The sequence below is a fragment of the Sinorhizobium sp. 6-70 genome (assembly GCF_030124375.1).
Lineage (GTDB): Bacteria > Pseudomonadota > Alphaproteobacteria > Rhizobiales > Rhizobiaceae > Sinorhizobium.
The window spans coordinates 21,713-41,622 of the sequence record NZ_JASKLS010000010.1 but is presented as its reverse complement, the minus strand read 5'-3'; the positions used below and the strand labels follow the sequence as shown (position 1 = coordinate 41,622).

Sequence of the window (19,910 nt, the reverse complement as noted above, 5' to 3'; positions counted from 1 at the left end):
ATTGTCACCATTTCCCCACAATGCACTGGCAAACGAACGCAGGCAATTGTGAGTGGAGAGTATGGCAGACAAACAATTCGCACGAAGCGGGCCGGCAGAATTCGATGTATTGGCCGACGACGATCCGTTGAGCGAACTTGCCCGCATTGTCGGTTACGATGCTCGGCCAGCCGTTCAGCAATTGCAGGAACTGCAGCGGCACCAAGAGGCCGTTCGGCGGGATCCCGCGTTCGACCTCGAGGAAGAGCTTCTCCGCGAGTTTGATAGCTACGACGCTCCGCGCGCTGTTGCGGTTCACCCGGACAGCGGGCTTGTCGAACATCCGGTCGCCGGCGGCGTGGCGGAGCAGCATCATGCCGAGGCTCCCACTCCCGTTGAGCCCGTTGCCGAGTACGCCGTTGCCGCGGTTGAAGATCGTGCTTCTCCCCTTTCCGAACCGGCCGAAGACGGACACGACGACACTGCTTCGCTTGCTCCCGCAGCCGATGCGGTGACGCAGGACGAACTCGATGTTGTCGACGTCCCCGAACTCGCGGAAATCGATCCGGCGGTCGATCTGGAGCGCGAGCTTGAACTTTCGCTCGGCTACGAAGATCTATCGCTCCCGCAGGATTCCCAAGGCTCCGGAGCCAGCCACGCGAGCGGTGGCATTGAGTTGCACTCGGCGCGGAATGAAGCGCTCGATGCGCCCGCCTTCGAGGCAATGCACGTACCGCTTTCGCTTCATGCAGCGGCCGCCGCTCGGGCCGGCGAGCCGGCGGCGAGCTTGGATGCGGTCTTTGTCGACATGGCGGATGAGCTTGCCAGGCACAGCGCGGAAATCGCCACGCCGGTTGTCAATGCAGCCGTAGTGCCGGCTGCGGCCTCGTCCGGCTCCCCGGACGACGTCGATCAGTTGCTTGCTGATGTCGAGCGTTTTCCCGTGCCCGTCGCGACAGGTCTGGTGGCGGCAGCGGTGGAGGCCCATCCGGCGCTCCATGCAAGCCCCGCTGCGCCTGCGACCGCTGCGCCCGTAAAGAAGAGCAGCTATCCTTTTAAGCCCACCTTCAGCCGTGCGACGCCGGTCGCGTCCGCCTCCGGTGCATCGCAGCAGCGCGCGTTTGCTGCTCCGATCGCCGAGCCTGTGGTCGCAAAGATTCCTGCCACGCCAGCCACTTTGCCAGTGGCAACGCCGGAGCCCGTTCAGGAAGTGGCCGCGGTCGAGCCGGAACCCAGCTTTGACATCGACGATTTCGAGCTGGAGCTGTCGGAGCTCGCCCTGGACATAGACCCGCCGAAGGCTGATGCGGAGCAAGCCGTCCACGCCGCAGCTGAGCAGCCGATCGTTGCGCATCCTGCGTTGATCGAACCGGCGGCACAGCCCTTCCTGCAGGCGCTGTCGGTTCCGGCTGAAGCCGAAGTCCGCCACGACGAGCCGCAGGCATCGACGGAGGTGATTGCAGAGGAAGAAGAACCCGCCGAAAGCGCGCTGCCGTTCGATCCCGCAATGATCGCCGAGCCGGAAAGCGGCGTGGCGCCGATCGCGGACGTCGACGTGCCGCAGTTGCCGGCGCTGGAAGTCGAAGAAAAACCAGCCGCCTATGCGACCGACTACGATCTCGATATCGACGCGGAAATGGCGCAGCTTTTCAGCACGCCGGGGCCCCGGGACGGTTCGCGCGTCGAGGATCACGGCGCCCATGCAGCGGCGGCACTTCCAGCCGCAGCGAAGGCAAGTCCCCAGGCGTCGGTAGCCGATGATTTCGACGAGTTCGAAAAGGCGATGGAAGAGGACTTCCAGCGTTCGATGGCTGAACGTCAACAGGCGACACAAGACACGGAGCGCTTGGCACCAAAAGTGGATCGTGCTTCGGAATACGTGGAGCAGGGCTATGGTCGCCGCTCCCAGCGCACGATGCTTTTGGCCGCCAGCGTGGCGGGCGTCATCATCCTCGGTGGTGCCGGGGTCTACGCCTGGATGGGGGGCAGCACTGCCGCCCTGACCGGAGACGGTCCGAAGATCATTCTGGCGGACAAGAACCCGGTGAAGGTCGTTCCGGAAGAGAAGGGCGGCAAGACCGTACCGAACCAGGACAAGGCGGTCTACGATCGCGTTGCTGGAGCTCAGGGAGATGCGCCGCGCCAGGAAGCGTTGGTCTCTTCGACCGAAGAGCCGATGGATGTGGTCCAGAAAACGCTGACACCGGAGACTTTGCCGCTGGAAGGTAGCGATGATGCCGACGCAATGACGGCCCCGGCAGAGGAAGAGGAAGTGGCGCGCCTGCTGCCGGATGGAGAGACGAGCGATGCCGCGACGGCCGAGGAGGAACGAGCTCCTGCGGTGGCGCCGCGCAAGGTCCGTACGATGATCGTCAAGCCCGACGGCACGTTGGTTGCCCGCGAAGAGCCGGTGGTTCCGCCGGCGAACGACGCGACGGCAAGCGTCAACGAATCCATTCCGGCGACCGCTTCCGGCCAGGCCGCAGCCGCCGGGTCCAAAGGTGAGGCAACTGTCGCAGACGCCGGATCTGAGCTGCGTCCCAGCGGGCAACCGCCCGCCGGTGCCGAAAAGGCTGCCCTGGCTGCTCCAAGCGATGCTTCCATCGAAGAGGTCGCTGTACGTAGCGTGAAGACAACAGCGATCGGTGGCCAAGCGGCTCCCGTGCCGCAGACGCGTCCGAAGGGCCAAGCTGCTTCCAGTGCCTCGGCGAATGTTGCGAAAACGCCGGCGGAAAACGCGCCCGCGATCGAAACGGCGAATGCAGCGCCGGCCGCACCGCTTGCGACCGCCTCCGTGCCCGCGGGCAGCTATGTGATCCAGATCGCCTCGCTGCCTTCTGAAGCCGAAGCGCAGAAGAGCTACAACAGCCTCTCCGCGAAGTTTGCCAGCGTCATCGGCGGCCGCGGGGTCGATATTCGCAAGGCTGAGATCGCCGGCAAGGGGACCTATTATCGTGTGCGTATCCCGGCCGGCTCGCGGGAGGAGGCCAATGCGCTTTGCTCTCGCTACAAGGGCGCCGGCGGAAGCTGCCTGGTCACGAAGTAATTCCGGGTAAGATCAACAAGACGGGCGCGGCAGAAATGTCGCGCTCTTTTCTTTTGAGGTGACGCTTTGTCTGTGAATGATCGAGGAACTGTAGCTTTGTGACTTCGCGCCGAACGGTGCGCGCACTATGATTCTGGGATGAGCGAATCAAAAGCATTTATCTCCGGCTGCAAAGGCCTTTCCCTGACCGCGGAAGAGCGTCGTTTCTTCGATGGCGAGCGCCCGTGGGGCTTCATCCTTTTCGGCCGCAACATCGGCGAAGAAAATCAGATCTCGGATCTCGTCGCCGCTCTGCGCGACAGCATCGGCAATCCGAACGCCCCGGTGCTGATCGACCAGGAGGGCGGCCGCGTCCAGCGCATCCGGCCGCCGCTCGTCCAGCAATACCCGAACGGTGCCGCGATCGGAGAGATATATCGCCGCGACCGGGAGCAAGGTCTGCGCGCCGCGTGGCTCATGGGGCGTCTTCATGCCTTCGACCTGATGCGGTTCGGCATCACGGTCGATTGCCTGCCGGTGCTCGACGTGCCGGTGCCGGGAAGCCATGACGTCATCGGCAACCGGGCCTATGGGCATGATCCGGAGACGGTGACCGCGATCGGCCGTGCGATGAGCGAGGGACTGAAAGCGGGCGGTATGCTGCCGGTGATGAAGCACATGCCGGGTCACGGCCGCACATTCGTGGATTCACACCACAAGCTACCCGTTGTGGAAGCCGGTCTTGAGGAATTGCAGCGAAACGACTTTCTTCCCTTTATCGCCATGAAGGACGAAGTCATGGCCATGTCGGCGCATATGATCTTTACTGCGATCGATCCCGACAATCCGGCAACGACTTCACCAAAGGTCGTCAGCGAAATCATTCGCGGCCATATCGGTTTCGACGGGCTTTTGATGTCGGACGATGTTTCGATGAATGCGCTTGCCGGGGACATGGCCGCTCGCGCCCGCGGCATTATCGGCGCCGGACTTGATCTCGTCTTGCATTGTCATGGCATAATGGAAGAGATGAGGGCCGTCGCGGATGTCGTTCCGGTCCTGTCGGGCGATCGGCTGCGCCGGGCAAGGGCGGCAGAGGCCGCGTTCCGAAAGCCGGACAATGCGGACCAGGATTCATTGAGAGCGGAGTTCAACGCCATGTTTGCCCTGGCCTAGGGTAAAGCGGCGGAAAGGCAAGTTGGTGAGCAACACGGGCGAATGGCAGGGACAAGCCGGCACGAAGGCGCCGATGGAGCCTTTGTGGGACGAGGCTGCCGATCGCGGGCTGCATGAGGAAGCCCTCGTCGTCGACCTTGCCGGGTTCGAAGGCCCGCTCGACCTGCTCCTTCATCTTGCGCGCAGTCAGCGCGTCGATCTTTCACGTATCTCCGTGCTGGCGCTTGCGGAACAATACATCGCCTTCATAGAGCGCGCCCGTTCGATCCGCATCGAACTTGCCGCTGACTATCTCGTCATGGCCGCGTGGCTTGCCTATCTCAAGTCCCGCCTGCTGCTTCCGCAACAGGCAAAGGATGAGGGCCCCTCCGGCGAGGAGATGGCTTCGGCGCTTGCGTTCCGGCTGAAGCGCCTCGAAGCCATGCGCGATGCCGCGACAACGCTCGTCAACAGAAACCGGCTCGGCCGCGACGTCTTCGCCCGCGGCGCGCCGGAACATATCGTTGCCGAAAGGAAATCGGGTTACGACGCGTCCCTCTATGATCTGCTGACCGCCTATGCGAGTCTCAGGCAGCGTCAGGCAATAACGCAGGTGACGATCGAAAAGCGCCATGTTTGGTCGTTGGCCGATGCGCGCCTGATCCTGGCGCGGATGATCGGCAGTCTCGACGATTGGACGGCACTTGATCATTTTCTCATCCGCTACCTGACGAGCCCGAAAGAACGCGCAACGGCGATTGCGAGTTCCTTTGCCGCGTCACTCGAGATGGTTCGCGAAGGACGACTGGAGATCCGGCAGGACGGTGCCTTCGCGCCCATCTATCTGCGGCGTGGACCAAAGCCGATCGATGCGGCTACTCTGGCGGAAATGGAGGCGGCGCGTGGCTGAAGCGCAGAAGTACTTGCCGGGAATGCCCGACGACGAGGAGGTGCACGAGGCGGTTACCCTCGATCCGAGGCTCGAGCGGGAAGCGGAACGGATCGCGGAGGCGCTGGTCTTCGCATCGGCTCAGCCCGTTTCCGAAACCTATATCGCGACCCGGCTTCCCCGTGGCGCCGACGTCGGGCGGATCATGGCCCGGTTGAAGGCACTCTATGCCTCGCGCGGCGTCAATCTTGTCCAGGTTGCCGACCACTGGGCATTTCGCACGGCTGCCGATCTCTCCTTCGTCGTCCAGACGGACGAACAGGAGGTCAGGAAATTGTCGCGGGCGGCCCTCGAGGTGCTGGCGATCATCGCCTACCACCAGCCGGTGACCCGCGCGGAAATCGAGGATATACGCGGCGTGCAGACGTCGAAGGGGACACTCGACGTGCTGATGGAGGCGGGCTGGGTGCGCTTTCGCGGCCGCAGGCGGACCCCGGGAAGGCCCGTCACATTCGGAACGACACGGGATTTCCTCGATCATTTCGGCCTCGAGGAAATTCGCGATCTCCCCGGTATCGAAGAATTGAAGGGTGCCGGGCTGCTGTCCGGGCGCATTCCGTCCAACCTGCACATTCCGGTTCCCGCCGGCGAAGACGAACTCGCCGAGAACGAGGATCCCATTACGCAAATGGACCTTGAAGAACTCGGCCTCTTGACACCGAAGGCTGAAGAAGACGATTAAAATCCTGACTGGGAATATCGGCTTTAGGCCCGGGTACCGGCGTTTTGCCGCTGGGCCTCCGGTTCAAGGAATGAATGAGCATGGTTTCAGACGCATACAACGGCGCCGTCATGGCAACGCGACGGTCCGGAGTGTCATTCGCGGCGAGCCTGGCATTCGAGGATATCAGCCACCGCTATCATTCCAAGGAAACGATCAAGGGCGTCACGCTCACGGCTAAGGCCGGCGAAGTGCTTTGCCTGCTCGGTCCTTCCGGATCGGGCAAAACGACGCTGCTGCGCATCGCGGCAGGCATCGAGATGCAGACCGGCGGTCGTCTCCTCCTAAACGGACAAGAAATTTCCGGGCCGTCGGTCTTTCTCCCGCCCGAGAAGCGCGGCGTCGGCCTGATGTTCCAGGATTTTGCGCTTTTTCCTCACATGACGATCCGCGACAACGTCTGCTTTGGATTGACGGCCCTGCCCAAGAAGGAGGCGCTGGTACAGGCGGATGCGGCACTGGAGCGTGTTGGCCTCCTGCATTACGCCGACCGTTATCCCCACGTGCTTTCGGGCGGCGAGCAGCAGCGCGTGGCACTTGCCCGCGCTCTTGCACCGCGGCCCGCAGTCTTGCTGATGGACGAACCGTTCTCGGGCCTCGACTCTCGCCTCAAGGATTCAATCCGCGCCGACACGCTCGCCATTCTGCGCGAGACCCGGGCAACGGCGATCGTCGTGACACATGACGCGGAGGAGGCGATGCGAATGGCCGATCGCATCGCCCTGTTGAAGGACGGGCGCCTGGTTCAGGTCGGTACGGCTGATGAGCTTTATCGCAAACCGCGCAACCTTTTCGCGGCCGGGTTCTTTTCCGAGATAAATGTCTTCGATGCGCGTGTGCGGGACGGCCGCGTCGAAACGCCGCTCGGAGACGTGCCCGCGGGGCATTACAAGGAGGGGCAGCCGTTGAGCGTCGCAGTCAGGCTTTCCGGCGTTCACCTCAAGGAGGAGGGCGGCGACATTCCTGCGCGCATCCTGTCGAGACGTTTTCTGGGCGTCGTGGAACTGTTGGAGCTTGCCGTACCGCAATTCGAGCGTACAGTGCGGGCACGTATCCGCGCCGATCTGTTGCCGCAAGGATTGCGTGACGTAACGCTTTCCGTTACTGAGCGCGACATATTGCTGTTTGAAAAAGACGCCTCAACATCCTAGGGTCCATCAAGAATGAGGGCTTGCCGGTGGTACGCCTGAAAAATGACAACGTGATGGGCTGTGATTGAATGAGGCCCTAAGGGAGTAAGTGCATGGGTTCCTTTAGCATCTGGCATTGGCTGATCGTCCTGGTGGTGATCCTGCTGCTGTTCGGCCGCGGCAAGATTCCGGAACTGATGGGTGATGTTGCCAAGGGCATCAAGAGCTTCAAGAAGGGCATGAGCGAAGACGACGCCGCTCCGACCGACAAGACGATCGACGGCAAGACCGTCGAGCACAAGTCTGACGAAGTCCGCTAACGAGCAAAAGCTGGCGAGACCGGGCGGACTATTCCACCCGGTCGATCGCGTCACGGTTTTTTAGGGCACGTTGGATGTTTGATATCGGCTGGACCGAGCTTGTTGTTATTGCAATCGTCCTGATTGTCGTCGTTGGACCGAAGGATCTGCCGCCGATGCTGCGGGCCTTTGGACGCATGACGTCCAAGATGCGCGGGATGGCCGCGGATTTCCGCCATCAATTCGACGAGGCCTTGCGCGAGGCCGATCTGGATGAGGTGCGCAAGACGATCAGCGATGCGCAAAGTCTCAATCCGACTGCGGCGCTGCGGGACGCCATGAATCCGCTGCGCCAGCTTGGAAACGAGATCAAGTCCGATCTGCAGAAGGCGACAACGCCGGACAAGCCGGCGCCACCGGAACCGGTGCAGCCTGCGGTCGAGCCGGTGAAGGCCGAAGCTCCGGTGGAAACCGCGGCGAAGCTCGCTGAGGTTCCTGCTGCATCGGCGAACGAACCGAAGATGGAAGCGAAGGCGAAGAGCGTCGGCAAGGTCAAAGCCGCGCCTGCGCCGTCGAAGAAGCCTGCTGCCGCGACAACCAGGAAAGCGGCTACCAAGCCGCCGGCGAAGAAAGCCTCGTCGACCGGTGAGCGGCAGCCTGAGGCCAAGACGCAGAAGGCGCGTGCGACTTCGCGCAAGAAAGGTGACGCATGAGCGGCGATATCGAGGACCGGCCGCAGCCACTGATCGAGCACCTCATCGAGTTGCGCACGAGGCTGATGTGGGCGATCGGCGCATTTTTTGTTGCCTTTCTCGTCTGCTTCTATTTTGCCAAGCAGCTGTTCAACTTCCTTGTCCTGCCGTTCAAGTGGGCGGTGAGCTGGGCCGGCCTCAGCCATCGCAACGTCGAGCTCATCTACACGGCACCGCAGGAGTTCTTCTTCACCCAGATCAAGGTTGCGATGTTCGGCGCTCTGGTCATCGCCTTTCCGGTGATCGCCTCGCAGGTCTACAAGTTTGTCGCTCCTGGACTCTACAAGAACGAGCGCGCAGCCTTCCTGCCATTTCTGATCGCTTCGCCGGTGCTGTTTCTCATCGGTGGTGCGCTGGTCTATTTCTTCTTCACGCCGATGGTCATGTGGTTCTTCCTGGCCATGGAGCAAGGCGGCGGCGAAGGGCAGGTTTCAATCCAGCTCCTGCCGAAGGTATCGGAATATCTGAGCCTGATCATGTCGTTGGTGTTCGCCTTCGGCCTGGTCTTCCAGTTGCCTGTTATCACCACGCTGCTTGCGCGCGTCGGTTTCGTCACGGCTCAGGGGCTCGCCGAGAAGCGCAAATATGCGATCGTCATCGCCTTCGTCGTCGCGGCCGTTTTGACGCCGCCCGATCCGGTGTCCCAGATCGGTCTTGCGCTGCCAGCCATCCTTCTCTACGAAATTTCCATCTATACGGCGCGACTCGTCGAAAGGCAGCGCGAGAGAGACGCTCTCGCAAGCGAGATCGCTTCTTCGCAGGAAAGTTCCTCCGAGACGACCGGACCCGCGAAGGGCTGACCGTCTGACGTTTTCGCGCCGTGACCTACAGCACCGTGCATCCGTTCGGACGCGCGAAGGTCGCTGTAGCACTTTGAATCGCCGCACGAGTTCTCCTCAAATCGGATCCGGTTTGAGGAGAACTCGTGCTGTAAACAACGCGTGGAACGATTATGCTCGATATCAAATGGATCCGTGAGAATGCCGCTGCGCTCGACGACGCCCTGGCGAAACGGAGCGCGGAGCCGTTGTCTCAGTCCTTGATCGCGCTTGATGAGCGTCGGCGCACCGTTCTTCTATCGCTGCAGGACATGCAGTCGCGCCGCAACGCCGCTTCCAAGGAGATCGGCGCGGCCATGGCGCAGAAGAACAGCGAACTTGCTGAAAAGCTCAAGGCCGAAGTCGCTGACCTCAAGGACACCATGCCCGCGGTCGAGGAAGAAAGCCGTCGGATCGAGGCCGAGCTTTCGGATGCTTTGTCGCGCATTCCGAATATCCCTCTCGGCGATGTTCCAGTCGGTGCCGATGAGGCGGCCAACGTCGTGACACGGATTGTCGGTGCAAAACCGACCTGGAACCACAAGCCGCTCGAGCATTTCGAAATCGGCGAGGCGTTGGGGCTCTTGGATTTCGAGGGTGCCGCGCGGATCGCCGGCTCGCGCTTCACCATTGTGAAGGGGCAGCTCGCCCGCCTGGAACGGGCGCTTGGCCAGTTCATGCTCGACCTGCACACGCAGGAACATGGATATGTCGAGGTCCAGCCGCCGCTGCTCGTGCGTGACGATGCGATGTACGGCACCGGGCAGTTGCCGAAGTTTGCGGAGGATCTCTTCCGCACGACGGATGACCGTTGGCTGATCCCGACGGCGGAGGTTCCGTTGACGAACATGGTTCGCGAGCAGATCCTCGAAGGAGAGAAGCTGCCGTTGCGGTTTACCGCCCTGACACCGTGCTTCCGTTCGGAGGCGGGTTCTGCCGGACGCGATACCCGCGGCATGCTGCGTCAGCATCAGTTCAACAAGGTGGAGTTGGTCTCGATCACCGATGCGGAAAGTTCGATAGACGAACACGAGCGGATGACCGCCTGTGCCGAGGAGGTCTTGAAGCGCCTGGGGCTGCACTACAGGGTCATGACGCTCTCGACCGGCGACATGGGCTTCGGCGCGCGCAAGACCTATGACCTCGAGGTCTGGTTGCCCGGCCAGGATACCTACCGCGAAATCTCGTCCTGCTCCGTCTGCGGCGATTTCCAGGCACGTCGCATGAACGCGCGCTACCGCACCAAGGAAGAGAAGGGCACGAAGTTCGTTCACACGTTGAACGGCTCCGGTGTTGCGGTTGGTCGCGCGCTGATAGCCGTCATCGAGAATTACCTGAACGAAGATGGCTCCGTCACGGTGCCGGATGTTCTTGTTCCCTATATGGGCGGCCAACGGCGCATCGAAAAAGCCGCCTGAGCGCGAGGAAGCGGATGAAAACCGGAATGCGCATCCTGCTGACGAACGACGACGGCATTCACGCCGAGGGGCTCTCCGTGCTGGAGAGGATCGCACGGACGATTTCGGACGACGTGTGGGTTGTTGCTCCTGAAGTGGATCAGAGCGGTCTCGCCCATTCGCTGACGCTCTCCGAGCCTTTGCGCTTGCGTCAGGTTTCGGAACGTCATTTTGCCCTCCGGGGAACGCCGACGGATTGCGTGATCATGGCGGTGCGGCAAATTCTTGACCGCAAGCCGGATCTGGTCCTTTCGGGAGTGAACGTCGGAGCGAACCTTGCCGATGACGTCACCTATTCCGGAACCGTCGCCGGGGCTATCGAAGGCACTCTGCAAGGGATCCGTTCGATCGCCCTCAGCCAGGCCTATCAGCATACGACCGAAAGGACCGTAGCATGGGATGTGGTCGAGACCCATGCGCCGGCCCTCATCCGTACCCTGATCAACGTTACGTTGCCCGACGGGACGTTCATCAATCTGAATTTTCCCAATTGTCCGCCTGACGCGGTGGCCGGCACCGACGTCACATCACAAGGGAAGCTGGAATTCGGATTGAGCATCGACGAACGCGTCGATGGCCGAGGATTTCCCTATTTCTGGTTGCGCTTCGGCGAGCGCGCCGGCGATTTTCGCGCCGGAACCGACATTCACGCTTTGCGCGAGAACAGGATCTCGGTAACCCCGCTTAAACTGGATATGACCGACTATACCGTCCAGGATCGCATCGCACGCGCATTGCGGGAAGGGACTGGCGCTTGAACGGACGTGTTTCGCAGCAGGAGGGCTTCGCAGCGATGGTGCTGCGACTGCGCGGAGAAGGAATGGCGAATCATGATCTGCTGAAGGCGGTGGAACAGACGCCGCGCAGCCATTTTGCTCCGCCGCAATACCAGGCGGAGGCCTATTCCCAGCGACTAATACCGCTCGATTGCGGGTCGTTCATGGAGGGCTATGATTTCGCCGCGCGACTGCTGCATTGCCTCAACATCAAGCCTGGGCAGCGCATTCTGGAGGTCGGCACAGGCAGCGGCTTCACCGCGGGGGTGATGGGGCGTATTGCCGAACGCGTACTGACGATCGATCGATATCAGACGCTGGTGAGCTCGGCGCAAAAGAACCTGGAAAAGGCCGGCATTCGCAATGTCGTCGTCAGGCAGGCAGATGGTAGTGCAGGTGTGCCAGGTGAGGGCACGTTCGACCGCATCCTGATAACTGCGGCATTCAATAGCCTGCCTCGCATGTTTTCCGACCATCTGGTCTCCGGCGGTACCTTGCTGGTCCCGATCATGATGAGCGAAACGCTTTGCCGGATCGTTCGCGTCAACCGTACCGGCAGCCGCTTCGATCGTGAGGATCTGTTCGACGCGCCTTACCTTCCGATCGTGCCGCAACTTGCATCATTCCTCTGACGTGCATGGCCGACCGACCTCATCTACACAGACGAGAGGTTGGCCGCACTTTACGATCACCTTAATCCCGCGGGGCCAGACACGGATTTCTATCCGAGGCTGGCGTGCACTGCGTCGCGCGTTCTCGACACAGGCCGCGGACTGGGAAGGTGGGCCATTTCACCAGAAGAGCTCGGAAATCATCGTTGTTGCCGGTTAATTCCGGCTGGCGTCGTTGCGTCTCACCGTTTCTCGCGAAGTGAACGGTTAACGGACTCTTAACAAAATCCAGCTTCGCGCAAGCTTGCCGGCCTAGGCCAGAGCGGCACGACGGATTTTAGGCGCGATACGCGCTTGTTCTGCGTTTCTTGTGGATCGTGCATATGACGGAGACGGCAGATGCAGATTGCAAACAGGTTGACTGCGGCAACGGCCGGCGACGGCTTGGGCAATCTCGCTGGGCGTTCGGCCAGCCAGGTCGCAACCGGGAACAAGGATGAGAACGGCGCGCAGGCCGGGCAAACGGGCTTCTTCGATCCAACGCCGCGCATCTCCCTTTCGGCTGACGCACTCCTCTATCTCAGTCGAACAAAAAAATCGCCGGAACGATTGCCACCCCTAACGAGGGATGAGTGGAACAACAATTCTTCGCCCCAGTTGGCATCACGCGAATACCAGGCCTTTGGCAGATTCGCGGAGACCGGTGACTACAAGGCTTATTATGGAGCCTTTATCGATTATTACGACAGCCTTCGTCCGGAGGACCAGAACAGCCTGCGCTATTTCGGGACACGCGAGGCAGCTGTCGCCGGCTTGCGATCGCTTGAATACGACGCTGAAAGCGGTCTCGATGTGGAAGCCAATTTCCAGGCCCTGGTCAGCGTTTTCCTCGACGAGGATAAGGCTGTCCATACGGACGTACCGCCTTCGGCTTTGCGGACCGAAGGTGGGGGCTTTGACTGGAACAAATCCAACATCAGCTACGAAGACCAGCCGCCGGAGCCCAGATCCGTGTCGGAGATCGAGCGGCTCTACTCTGAGCTCTTCTAAGCCGTGTTTCATGTGCCTTTCAGCGCCGGGTAAGGAAGACGCGCCGGCTATGGTTAGCATTTCGTCAAATTAGGTGCTGCCCTTAACCGGGCGGTAACTCTAATGCGCTTTAATCATTCCACAGCGAGTTGCGTTCGGAGTGGGTAAGCGTCATGCGTAAATTTGTATCTCCCAGTGCAGGGAAGTCCACGATCCGCCTGTGTGCGGCGATCTTGCTGGCAGGCGCTGCCACCGGTTGCAGCTCGGATGTCAGCCGCTTCAGCGGACTTTTTTCAAGATCTGACGACATAACGACCAGTTCCATCCCGCAGAATACGATGCCCGTGCCGCGGGGTGATGTGGCCACTGGGCAGTTTGCGGCTGCCCCGTCTGGTGGAGCCGATTCGTCTTATGGTCAGCCATATCCGGTTACTGGTCAGAACGCTGTTTACAATCCGGCGCCCGTCTCCAGTGCGCGTGTCGCCTCGACGCCGATGAGTGTTCAGCGCACGGTGCTGGCGGATCCCTCGACGACACCGCAACCGCAGGCGCTTCCGACGCAACGGCAGGCGCAGCCGATCGCCGTCGCCAAGGCCGAGACCCTGCCTGCGGCGGCCAGGGGTACGGCGAGCAAGGGCGGCTGGGGCACGCAGAACGCGCCCGCCGTCATGGTTCGCCCGGGCGATACCGTCGCCACCCTCTCCAAGCGCTTTGGAGTTCCCGAGAAGGAAATTCTCAGGGCAAATGGACTGAAATCCGCCGGCCAGGTAGAGCCCGGTCAGCGTCTTGTGATCCCGACGTTCGGTGTTGCGAGCAGTGCCGCGAAGGCGGCCGCCTCCAACTCGATCGCCGATATCGAGAGCGGAAAGCAGCGGCCGTCGCCGCTGCCGGCGGACAAGCGCGAAGCGGCGATCCTTCCCGGTCAATCGCAATCGCGTGAAAAGAACGAAAGCCGCAGCGATGTCGCCGCAGGCAAGCTTGCGTCCAAGGGCGAAGGCAGCGGCGGCGACGGCCTCTACACCGTCAAGCCGGGCGACTCGTTGAACCGCATCGCCAAGGCGAACGGCGTATCGATCAGCGCCTTGAAGCAGGCAAACGGCCTGACCGCCGAGGCAATCCGCATTGGACAGAAACTGAAGATGCCGGGTGCCGCCAATACCGCGACGGATGCGATGGCGACGGCTTCTGTGCCGGCCAAGAAGGCGGAGACCAAGGTCGCTTCGCTCGACCAGGGCAAACCTGCCGAATATAAGCCGCCGGTTGCCAAGGAGAGCGTTTCGGAGGTTGCAACCAAGACGACGGACATCGACGAGGATCTGCCGAAGTCGACCGGTATCAGCAAGTATCGTTGGCCGGTCCGCGGCGCGGTCGTTGCCGGATATGGCGCGAATGTCGACGGCAACCGCAACGACGGCATCAACATCTCTGCGCCGGAAGGGACGCCGATCAAGGCGGCCGAAAACGGTGTGGTTATCTACTCCGGCAGCAGCCTGAAGGAACTGGGCAATGCCGTTCTGGTGCGCCACGACGACGGCACGGTCACGGTTTATGGCAATGCGTCGGAACTCAAAGTACAGCGTGGACAGAAGGTGCAGCGTGGACAGACGCTTGCCGCCTCTGGCATGACCGGCAAGGCGTCTCAGCCGCAGGTGCATTTCGAGGTGCGCAAGAACGCGACCCCGGTGAACCCGGCAACCTACCTCGAATAGAGCAATGGCAGGAAAGGTGGGTAACGGTTTTCTGCCCAGGAATGCGTAGGTTTAAGAGTTAGCCGAAGTTATGCCGGATCGTCGAGTTGCCGGCGGAGCCGGCCGGCCAGATCCTGAATGAACTGCCACGCGACGCGGCCGGATCTCGATCCCCGCGTCGTTGCCCATTCCAGGGCATCCGCGTGGAGCGTCTCTTGGTCGACGTTCAGGTCGTAGTAGCGGGCGTATCCGTCGATCATCGCCAGATAGTCATCCTGGCTGCACTTGTAGAAGCCAAGCCAAAGGCCGAAGCGGTCGGACAACGAAACCTTCTCCTCGACCGCCTCCGACGGGTTGATCGCGGTCGATTGTTCGTTTTCCATCATATTGCGAGGCAGCAGGTGCCGGCGGTTGGAGGTGGCGTAGAGCAGAACGTTGGCGGGGCGGCCCTCCACGCCACCATCGAGAACTGCCTTCAACGACTTGTAGGACGTGTCGTCATGGTCGAAGGAGAGGTCGTCGCAGAAGACGATGACAGGCATCGGCGCCGCTTTCAGGATCTCCATCAGAGCCGGCAGGGTTGCGATGTCTTCGCGGTGCACTTCCACAAGTTTCAGCGAAGTGCCCGTTTCGCGCGCGACCCGCGCGTGAACCGCCTTGACCAGCGAGGACTTGCCCATTCCGCGCGCGCCCCAGAGAAGCACGTTGTTGGCCGGATAGCCCTCGGCGAACCGGAGGGTGTTGTCCAAAAGGATATCGCGAACGTGATCGACGCCCGTGATGAGGGCGAGGTCGACGCGGTTAGGCTTCGCGACCGGCTGCAGATGGCGATTGCCCGGTGCCCAGACAAAGCACTCTGCCTGGCTCCAGTCGTTCACGGCCGGAGCCGGCCCCGCCATCCGTTCGATAGCCGCCGAAAGCTTCTGCATCTCGTTGATCAAGCTGTCGATCTTGTTTTCCTGCATCTGCTTGTCTCCGGTATTCGCTCGGCGCTCCGCCTGGCGGTTCGTATATTTGTAATTCATTGAATTGCCGTAGGGTTTGCTTCTGGAAATTGTCCGGGAAGGAACCCGCGCGACAGCTTTTTTCCGGTAGCACGATGGTTTGCGCTGGAAAAGGCCAGGCACGCGTGTTCAGGGGGTTCTCCTCCCGCGGAATTTGTGTCAGAGGCAGGAGAAACGGTTAGGGGCCCGCCGATTTGCGTCGCGGCATTGCATCCCTATATTCCGGCGGATTTCGCGCGGGGAGGATCCGCGCAATTTGAACTCAAGGAGCGATCGATGTTCATTACTGAAGCTTTTGCGCAGACCGGTGCCCCGAGCGCGGGCGGTGCAGACATTTTGATGTCTATTCTGCCTTTCCTCCTGATCTTTGTTGTTATGTATTTCCTGATCATCCGCCCGCAGCGTGCGCAGATGAAGCGTCGGGAAGAGTTGCTGAAGAACATTCGCCGCGGCGATCAGGTCGTCACCGGCGGCGGCATTGTTGGCAAGGTTACCAAGGTGGTTGATGATGCGGAACTCGAAGTCGAGATCGCCGACGGCATCAAGGTTCGCGTCGTCCGCAGCGGGGTTTCCGAGGTCCGCGTGAAGGGCGAACCGGTCAAGGAATAATCCGGGCACGAACAGCAACCGGCAGAGCCGGCGAATGGAGCATTTAGAGCATGCCCAAGTTCTCGCCGCTGAAAAACGCGATCATCTGGCTCGTCGTCCTGGCCGGTTTTGTTTTTGCTCTACCGAACCTGTTCTCCAAGGAAGAGCTTGCGGAATGGCCCGCGTGGATGCCGCAGCGGCAGGTACCGCTCGGGCTCGATCTCCAGGGCGGTTCCGAGTTCACGCTGAGGGTGGTCCGAGACGACATCATCGCTGAACGGCTCGAAACCACGATCGATGGGATCGGCAAAGCGCTCCGGAGTGCCGATATCGCCTACACGGGCCTGTCGGGCAGCGGCCAGGCGATACAGTTCCGGGTTCGCGATGCGGCGAAGGTCTCTGGCGCGCGCGATGCACTGCGCCAACTCACCGCTCCCGTCGATAGCGCCGGCCTCATTCGAAATCAGATTCAGGAGCTGGTGTCGGAAGGCGCGGAGCAGGGCGAGGCCGTGCGCCTGCGGCTCACTGATGAGGGAATAGACCTCAGGGTGGCCTCGGCGGTAACCCAAGCCATCGACGTGGTGCGCCGGCGTGTTGCCGAAGTCAGTGTTGCGGGACCGTCGATCAGGCGGCGCGGCAACGATCGTCTCGTCGTTCAAGTGCCCGGATTGGACGATCCGCAGCGGCTGAAGGATCTCCTCAGCCAGCGTGCCGAGCTGACGTTCCGGTGGCTCGATCCGTCGATGCCGGTACAGCAGGCGGTCGATACGCGGCCGCCGGCGGCAAGTGAAATCCTCTATTCGCTCGACGATCCACCGGTTCCCTATCTGGTCGAAAGACGAGCATTCGTCGTGGCCGAGAATTTCGTCGAGGCGCAACCTGATTACGACCCGACAACCGGAGACCCCGTTGTCAGTTTCAAGCTCGGCACCGATGCGCTGGCACACATAACGCCGCTTTTGGAGGCCGACTCCAGACGGCAGTTTGCGATCGTGCTTGACGGGCAAGTCGTGTCGACACCAGCGCTTGCCGATGCAATTACGGGCGACGTCGGCCGGATCTCGGGAAATTTGTCCGAGGACGGTGCTAAGAACCTCGCCGCCTTGCTGCGTGCGGGACCACTGCCGGCAAACCTCACTGTGGTCGAGGAGCGTACGGTAGGCCCCGGAGTCGGAACTGACGCCATCGCAAGCGCACTCAACGCCGCTATGATCGCTGCGCTCGCGGTGGCAGCGTGCATGATCGCATTCTATGGCTTCTTTGGCGCGATTGCGGTGGTCGCGGTCATCGTAAACGTGGTGCTGATCATTGCGGCGCTCTCCCTGATCGGCGCGACTTTGACCCTGCCGGGGATTGCGGGGATCATCCTTACGATCGGCGTGGCGGTCGATTCCAACGTTCTCATCTACGAGCGCCTTCGCGAAGAGGCGCGCGGTCCCGGACCGTTGCGAAAGGCGCTCGACACCGGCTTTGCCCGAGTCTTCAGCAGCATCGTCGATGCCAACCTGACGATGGCAATCGCCGGTGCGATTCTTTTCTATTTCGGTTCCGGCGCCTTTCGCGGTTTTGCCGTGACGCTTGCGATCGGAAGCGTGACGACGATCCTGACCGCCCACAGCCTGACACGCCGTCTGGTCCGCGGATGGTATCGCCGCCGCCGGCCCCAGCGATTGCCGAGGGGCATTCGTACAGGCTTCTTCAGCGAGGCAGACATTCGGTTCATGGCGATCCGTAATCCGGTCTTCATCCTGATGGCAGCGCTGTCGCTTGCTTCGCTCATCTTGCTGGTCAGTCTTGGCCCCAACTTCGGAGCGGATTTCAAGGGTGGGTCGATAATCGAGCTTCGGGCGAAGTCTGGTGTCGCCGATAGCGCGGATATACGGGCTCGTCTTGACGAGTTGAACCTCGGGGAAGTCCGGGTTCAAGAACTCGGCACGGAACGAGACGTTCTCGTCCGCGTTCCTTCACAGGAGGCCGGTGACAATGCCGAGCAAACCGCGATCGGATTGGTGCGCGCTGAGTTGGAGGACCAGTACGCATTCCGCCGGGTGGAGGTTGTGGGGCCGGCCGCTTCCGACGAGTTGACACGAGCCAGCAGCCTCGGTATCGGCGCGGCGGTCCTGGCCATTCTGCTCTATGTCTGGATCCGGTTCGAATGGCGGTTTGCGCTCGGCGCGATGATAGCGACCGTGCATGACGTGTTGCTGACCATCGGCTTCCTTGTCGCCACGCGCACCGAGTTCAATCTTGCGAGCATTGCCGCCTTGCTGACCATCGTCTGCTATTCGTTGAACGATACCGTCGTGATTTACGATCGCATCCGTGAGAATTACATGCGCTATCAGAGAATGTCGCTTGCGGTACTGATCGACGCGTCGATCAACCAGACGCTTTCGCGCACTGTTCTGACGGCTGTAACGACGATATTGGCGCTTGCAGCACTCTACCTGTTCGGCGACAGCTTGCTTCGCTCTTTCGCTATGACGTTGCTTTTCGGCGTTGTTGTCGGAACGCTTTCGTCGATTTATATCGCGGGCCCGGTTCTGATCCTCTTCAACCGCAGAGGTGGCCGAGCCAAAGGCGGGCAGAGTCCCGCTCGCGGCGATGAGCCGGCGAACACGGCAACAGGGACGGCCTGACAATGGCAAAAGGCATCGAAATTCGCGAAGCGCACTTCCCCGGGCGGGCGCCGATAGACGCTTATGGAAACGGCGGCTTCCGCTTCGCCGACATGTCTCACCGGGGCTCGGTCCTCATGTTGCCGTCCGGTATCTATGCGTGGGATGCGATTGAGGGGGACCCGCTGTCGGTGGACAAGTTCAAGCGTGTGCTGGACGAAGCGGGTGAGATCGAAGTGCTGCTTGTGGGGACGGGTCGCGAAATCCGACCCTTGCCGGGTGAGCTGAAGGCGGCCTTGCGAGCGCAGAACATCTCCTCCGATCCGATGAGCACCGGCGCGGCGGTTAGAACCTATAACGTGATGCTCGCCGAAGCGCGCGCTGTCGCCGCGGCCCTGATCGCGGTGTGATTTCGAAGGAAGTTGTGCGTGCAAGAGGCCGATACCCAGATTCTCGCAACCTTGCGGGACACAGATCGCGATCGTTACTTGGCTTGCCTGCTTTCCCCACCTGAGAAGCGACAGTCGCTTGCGGCTCTTTATGCATTCTACGCGGAAATCGCCCGGGTGCGTGATTTGATACACGAGCCGCTCCCGGGCGAAATCCGCTTGCAATGGTGGCGTGACGTTCTCTCGAACGAACAATCGAGCGGCGAAGGGCATCCGCTTGCGGAGGCAATATTGCAATGCGTCCGCGAACATCGTCTGCCTGTGGCAGTGCTCGAGAACATGATCGATGCTCGAATTTTCGATCTTTACGACGATCCGATGCAGGACAGGTCGGCACTGGAAGGTTACGCCGGTGAAACGGCATCCGCCCTCGTCCAACTTTCTTCGCTGATCCTTGATCCGTCGAATGCCGCGAGATCGGCTGAGGCCGCCGGACATGCCGGCGTCGCGCAGACGATTGCCGGCCTCCTTCTGCTTATGCCAATTCATCATCGGCGCGGCCAGGTCTATCTTCCCGCGGATCTTCTGCGTGCGACAGGGCTGGACCGGGAAGCCTTTCTGGCCGCCGGCGATAGCGAAGCCATCGGCCGGGCAATCCACGCATTCTGCGGCTTGGGCAGGGATCATCTTGCCAAGGCGCGTCAAGGCATCGGCTCGATCTCTTCGCAGAATTTCTTCGCTTTCGTTCCGGTAGCATTAGCCGAGCCGGTGTTCGACAGGGCGGAAAAGGCGGGAGCGCGTCTCCTTCAGCAGCCTATCCAGCCGGCCCAATGGCAGCGGCAATGGCGAATGTGGCGCGCGACCCGGCGCAAGCGCTTCTGACCCAGCACTGGAACTGCATTTGGTCAAGCTGGCGCAAGTC

18 protein-coding genes are annotated in these 19,910 nt (G+C 61.3%); 17 read left to right on the top strand and 1 reads right to left on the bottom strand.

Annotated elements, in window-relative coordinates; translation table 11 throughout:
* Nucleotides 1-61: 61 nt before the first annotated feature.
* From QN222_RS19310 to QN222_RS19250, 13 genes are all read left to right on the top strand, one after another.
* Entirely contained in the window at nucleotides 62-3,025 is a 2,964-nt protein-coding gene (locus QN222_RS19310; protein WP_283960516.1) for an SPOR domain-containing protein, read from the top strand.
* A gap of 138 nt (nucleotides 3,026-3,163) precedes the next feature.
* Nucleotides 3,164-4,180, top strand: a complete 1,017-nt coding sequence (gene nagZ, locus QN222_RS19305; protein ID WP_283960517.1) for a beta-N-acetylhexosaminidase — start codon at nucleotides 3,164-3,166, stop codon at nucleotides 4,178-4,180.
* A gap of 73 nt (nucleotides 4,181-4,253) precedes the next feature.
* Nucleotides 4,254-5,069, top strand: a complete 816-nt coding sequence (locus tag QN222_RS19300; RefSeq protein WP_283960572.1) for a ScpA family protein — start codon at nucleotides 4,254-4,256, stop codon at nucleotides 5,067-5,069.
* Entirely contained in the window at nucleotides 5,062-5,790 is a 729-nt protein-coding gene (gene scpB, locus QN222_RS19295) for an SMC-Scp complex subunit ScpB (protein ID WP_283960518.1), read from the top strand. Before QN222_RS19300 ends, scpB begins: the two co-directional genes overlap by 8 nt.
* An 80-nt stretch (nucleotides 5,791-5,870) precedes the next feature.
* Nucleotides 5,871-6,980, top strand: coding sequence for an ABC transporter ATP-binding protein (locus tag QN222_RS19290; RefSeq protein ID WP_283960519.1), 1,110 nt, complete (start codon nucleotides 5,871-5,873; stop codon nucleotides 6,978-6,980).
* 92 nt (nucleotides 6,981-7,072) lie between these two features.
* Nucleotides 7,073-7,279, top strand: coding sequence for a twin-arginine translocase TatA/TatE family subunit (locus QN222_RS19285; protein WP_180940991.1), 207 nt, complete (start codon nucleotides 7,073-7,075; stop codon nucleotides 7,277-7,279).
* A gap of 74 nt (nucleotides 7,280-7,353) precedes the next feature.
* A complete protein-coding gene (gene tatB, locus QN222_RS19280) occupies nucleotides 7,354-7,971 on the top strand; it encodes a Sec-independent protein translocase protein TatB (RefSeq protein WP_283960520.1) in 618 nt (205 codons plus the stop codon).
* Nucleotides 7,968-8,810, top strand: coding sequence for a twin-arginine translocase subunit TatC (tatC, locus tag QN222_RS19275; RefSeq protein ID WP_283960521.1), 843 nt, complete (start codon nucleotides 7,968-7,970; stop codon nucleotides 8,808-8,810). The genes tatB and tatC overlap by 4 nt, the downstream gene beginning before the upstream one ends.
* A 152-nt stretch (nucleotides 8,811-8,962) precedes the next feature.
* A complete protein-coding gene (gene serS, locus QN222_RS19270) occupies nucleotides 8,963-10,246 on the top strand; it encodes a serine--tRNA ligase (RefSeq protein ID WP_283960522.1) in 1,284 nt (427 codons plus the stop codon).
* A gap of 26 nt (nucleotides 10,247-10,272) precedes the next feature.
* On the top strand, nucleotides 10,273-11,043 hold the full coding sequence (surE, locus tag QN222_RS19265) for a 5'/3'-nucleotidase SurE (RefSeq protein WP_283960573.1): 771 nt from the start codon (nucleotides 10,273-10,275) through the stop codon (nucleotides 11,041-11,043).
* Nucleotides 11,040-11,693 (top strand): protein-L-isoaspartate(D-aspartate) O-methyltransferase, encoded by a 654-nt coding sequence (locus QN222_RS19260; protein WP_180940995.1) that lies wholly within the window; start codon nucleotides 11,040-11,042, stop codon nucleotides 11,691-11,693. The genes surE and QN222_RS19260 overlap by 4 nt, the downstream gene beginning before the upstream one ends.
* Before the next feature lie 378 nt (nucleotides 11,694-12,071).
* Nucleotides 12,072-12,722 carry a biotin biosynthesis protein BioC gene (locus QN222_RS19255; protein ID WP_283960523.1) on the top strand — a complete coding sequence of 217 codons (651 nt, stop codon included), beginning with the start codon at nucleotides 12,072-12,074 and terminating at the stop codon, nucleotides 12,720-12,722.
* 152 nt (nucleotides 12,723-12,874) lie between these two features.
* The gene (locus QN222_RS19250; RefSeq protein ID WP_283960524.1) at nucleotides 12,875-14,410 is read left to right on the top strand and encodes a peptidoglycan DD-metalloendopeptidase family protein; all 1,536 of its coding nucleotides are present in this window, start codon (nucleotides 12,875-12,877) and stop codon (nucleotides 14,408-14,410) included.
* Nucleotides 14,411-14,478: 68 nt separating this feature from the next.
* On the opposite strand, the gene QN222_RS19245 is transcribed toward QN222_RS19250, so the two are convergent.
* The gene (locus QN222_RS19245; RefSeq protein ID WP_283960574.1) at nucleotides 14,479-15,354 is read right to left on the bottom strand and encodes an ATP-binding protein; all 876 of its coding nucleotides are present in this window, start codon (nucleotides 15,352-15,354) and stop codon (nucleotides 14,479-14,481) included.
* 315 nt (nucleotides 15,355-15,669) lie between these two features.
* Between QN222_RS19245 and yajC the strand changes: the two genes are divergently transcribed.
* The 4 genes from yajC to QN222_RS19225 are packed head-to-tail and all read left to right on the top strand — an operon-like array spanning nucleotide 15,670 to nucleotide 19,870.
* Nucleotides 15,670-16,002 (top strand): preprotein translocase subunit YajC, encoded by a 333-nt coding sequence (gene yajC, locus QN222_RS19240; protein ID WP_153442401.1) that lies wholly within the window; start codon nucleotides 15,670-15,672, stop codon nucleotides 16,000-16,002.
* Nucleotides 16,003-16,052: 50 nt separating this feature from the next.
* Nucleotides 16,053-18,620, top strand: a complete 2,568-nt coding sequence (gene secDF, locus QN222_RS19235) for a protein translocase subunit SecDF (RefSeq protein WP_283960525.1) — start codon at nucleotides 16,053-16,055, stop codon at nucleotides 18,618-18,620.
* Nucleotides 18,621-18,622: 2 nt separating this feature from the next.
* Complete coding sequence (locus QN222_RS19230; protein ID WP_283960526.1) at nucleotides 18,623-19,009, top strand: Mth938-like domain-containing protein; 387 nt, start codon at nucleotides 18,623-18,625, stop codon at nucleotides 19,007-19,009.
* A gap of 18 nt (nucleotides 19,010-19,027) precedes the next feature.
* Nucleotides 19,028-19,870, top strand: a complete 843-nt coding sequence (locus QN222_RS19225) for a phytoene/squalene synthase family protein (RefSeq protein WP_283960527.1) — start codon at nucleotides 19,028-19,030, stop codon at nucleotides 19,868-19,870.
* Nucleotides 19,871-19,910: the final 40 nt, after the last annotated feature.

Excerpts from the sequence above, each read along its gene's own strand:
- QN222_RS19285 (WP_180940991.1), top strand. The coding sequence starts at position 7,073 with ATGGGTTCCTTTAGCATCTGGCATTGGCTGATCGTCCTGGTGGTGATC.
- QN222_RS19310 (WP_283960516.1), top strand. The coding sequence starts at position 62 with ATGGCAGACAAACAATTCGCACGAAGCGGGCCGGCAGAATTCGATGTA.
- QN222_RS19255 (WP_283960523.1), top strand. The coding sequence starts at position 12,072 with ATGCAGATTGCAAACAGGTTGACTGCGGCAACGGCCGGCGACGGCTTG.
- tatC (WP_283960521.1), top strand. The coding sequence starts at position 7,968 with ATGAGCGGCGATATCGAGGACCGGCCGCAGCCACTGATCGAGCACCTC.
- surE (WP_283960573.1), top strand. The coding sequence starts at position 10,273 with ATGCGCATCCTGCTGACGAACGACGACGGCATTCACGCCGAGGGGCTC.
- QN222_RS19230 (WP_283960526.1), top strand. The coding sequence starts at position 18,623 with ATGGCAAAAGGCATCGAAATTCGCGAAGCGCACTTCCCCGGGCGGGCG.
- yajC (WP_153442401.1), top strand. The coding sequence starts at position 15,670 with ATGTTCATTACTGAAGCTTTTGCGCAGACCGGTGCCCCGAGCGCGGGC.
- QN222_RS19245 (WP_283960574.1), bottom strand. The coding sequence starts at position 15,354 with ATGCAGGAAAACAAGATCGACAGCTTGATCAACGAGATGCAGAAGCTT.
- QN222_RS19250 (WP_283960524.1), top strand. The coding sequence starts at position 12,875 with ATGCGTAAATTTGTATCTCCCAGTGCAGGGAAGTCCACGATCCGCCTG.
- tatB (WP_283960520.1), top strand. The coding sequence starts at position 7,354 with ATGTTTGATATCGGCTGGACCGAGCTTGTTGTTATTGCAATCGTCCTG.
- nagZ (WP_283960517.1), top strand. The coding sequence starts at position 3,164 with ATGAGCGAATCAAAAGCATTTATCTCCGGCTGCAAAGGCCTTTCCCTG.
- secDF (WP_283960525.1), top strand. The coding sequence starts at position 16,053 with ATGCCCAAGTTCTCGCCGCTGAAAAACGCGATCATCTGGCTCGTCGTC.
- serS (WP_283960522.1), top strand. The coding sequence starts at position 8,963 with ATGCTCGATATCAAATGGATCCGTGAGAATGCCGCTGCGCTCGACGAC.
- QN222_RS19290 (WP_283960519.1), top strand. The coding sequence starts at position 5,871 with ATGGTTTCAGACGCATACAACGGCGCCGTCATGGCAACGCGACGGTCC.
- QN222_RS19300 (WP_283960572.1), top strand. The coding sequence starts at position 4,254 with ATGGAGCCTTTGTGGGACGAGGCTGCCGATCGCGGGCTGCATGAGGAA.